The sequence below is a fragment of the Mycobacterium sp. 852002-51971_SCH5477799-a genome (genome assembly GCF_001667145.1).
Classification (GTDB): Bacteria; Actinomycetota; Actinomycetes; order Mycobacteriales; family Mycobacteriaceae; genus Mycobacterium.
Map to the genome: position 1 here is coordinate 1 of NZ_LZIF01000060.1, position 1,089 is coordinate 1,089.

At 68.8% G+C, this 1,089-nt stretch carries 1 protein-coding gene; it reads right to left on the bottom strand.

Annotated elements, in window-relative coordinates; genetic code table 11:
* The coding region (locus tag A5753_RS06890; RefSeq protein ID WP_156655984.1) for an amino acid adenylation domain-containing protein at window positions 1–1,089 on the bottom strand (1,089 nt) is incomplete at both ends.

Consider the following 1,089-nt stretch of genomic DNA (forward strand, 5'->3'; position numbering starts at 1 on the left):
CGCCCGGCGCCGGTGTAGTCCGGGGCGGGCAGCGCGCGGGTGTCGAGTTTGCCGTTGGCCGTCAACGGCAACGCGTCAAGCGCCACCACCGCGGCCGGCACCATATGCTCGGGCAACCGCTCGGCCAGCGCGGCGCGCGCCGTTGTGGGGTCGGCGCCCCCGGTGATGTAGCCGACCAGCCGGCGGGTGCCGGGCTGGTCCTCACGGGCGATCACCACCGCCTGGTCCACCCCGTCCAGCCCGGTCAGGGCGGCCTGGATCTCGCCCAGTTCGATGCGATAACCGCGGATCTTGACCTGCTCATCGGCGCGGCCCAGATAATCCAGCTGCCCATCAGCGCGCCAACACACCAGATCCCCGGTCCGATACATCCGCTGCCCCGGCGCCGCGGGCCCGGCGAAGGGACACGCCACGAACCGGGATCCGGTCAACCCCGCCCGACCCACATAACCCACACCCACCCCAGCACCAGCCACATACAACTCACCGACCACCCCGACCGGCACCGGGCGCAACCACCCATCCAGCACGAAGAAGGCCGCCTGGGCGATTGGTGATCCGATCGGCGGTGCTCCCGAACCCGTCACCAGCGGGGCGCTCTTGGACGCCCACATCGTCGTCTCGGTCGGGCCATAGACATTGACCATCACCCGCCCCGGCGCCCACCTGTCCACCAGATCGGTAGGGCACGGCTCAGCGCCTATCACCAACGCCGCCGATTCCAGCCCCTGCGGGGACAACATCCCCACCGCAGACGGCGTTTGGGTCAACACCGTGACGTGCTCTCTAACCAGCAGGTCGTGGAAGTCGAGGGGGGAGCGGGTCACCTCCTCAGGCACCACCACCAGCCGCCCGCCATGCAGCAGCGCCCCCCAGATCTCCCACACCGAGAAGTCGAAGGCATACGAGTGAAACTGCGTCCAGACCTGTTCGGGCGTCAGCTCCACACCGACATCTAGGGCGTCAAAGAGTTGGGTCACGTTGTGGTGGGTGACCGCCACCCCCTTGGGCACCCCGGTCGTGCCCGAGGTGTAAATGATGTGGGCCAGGTCCTCAGCAGCAGGGACCGGCAAGCCCGTGGTGGGTGGG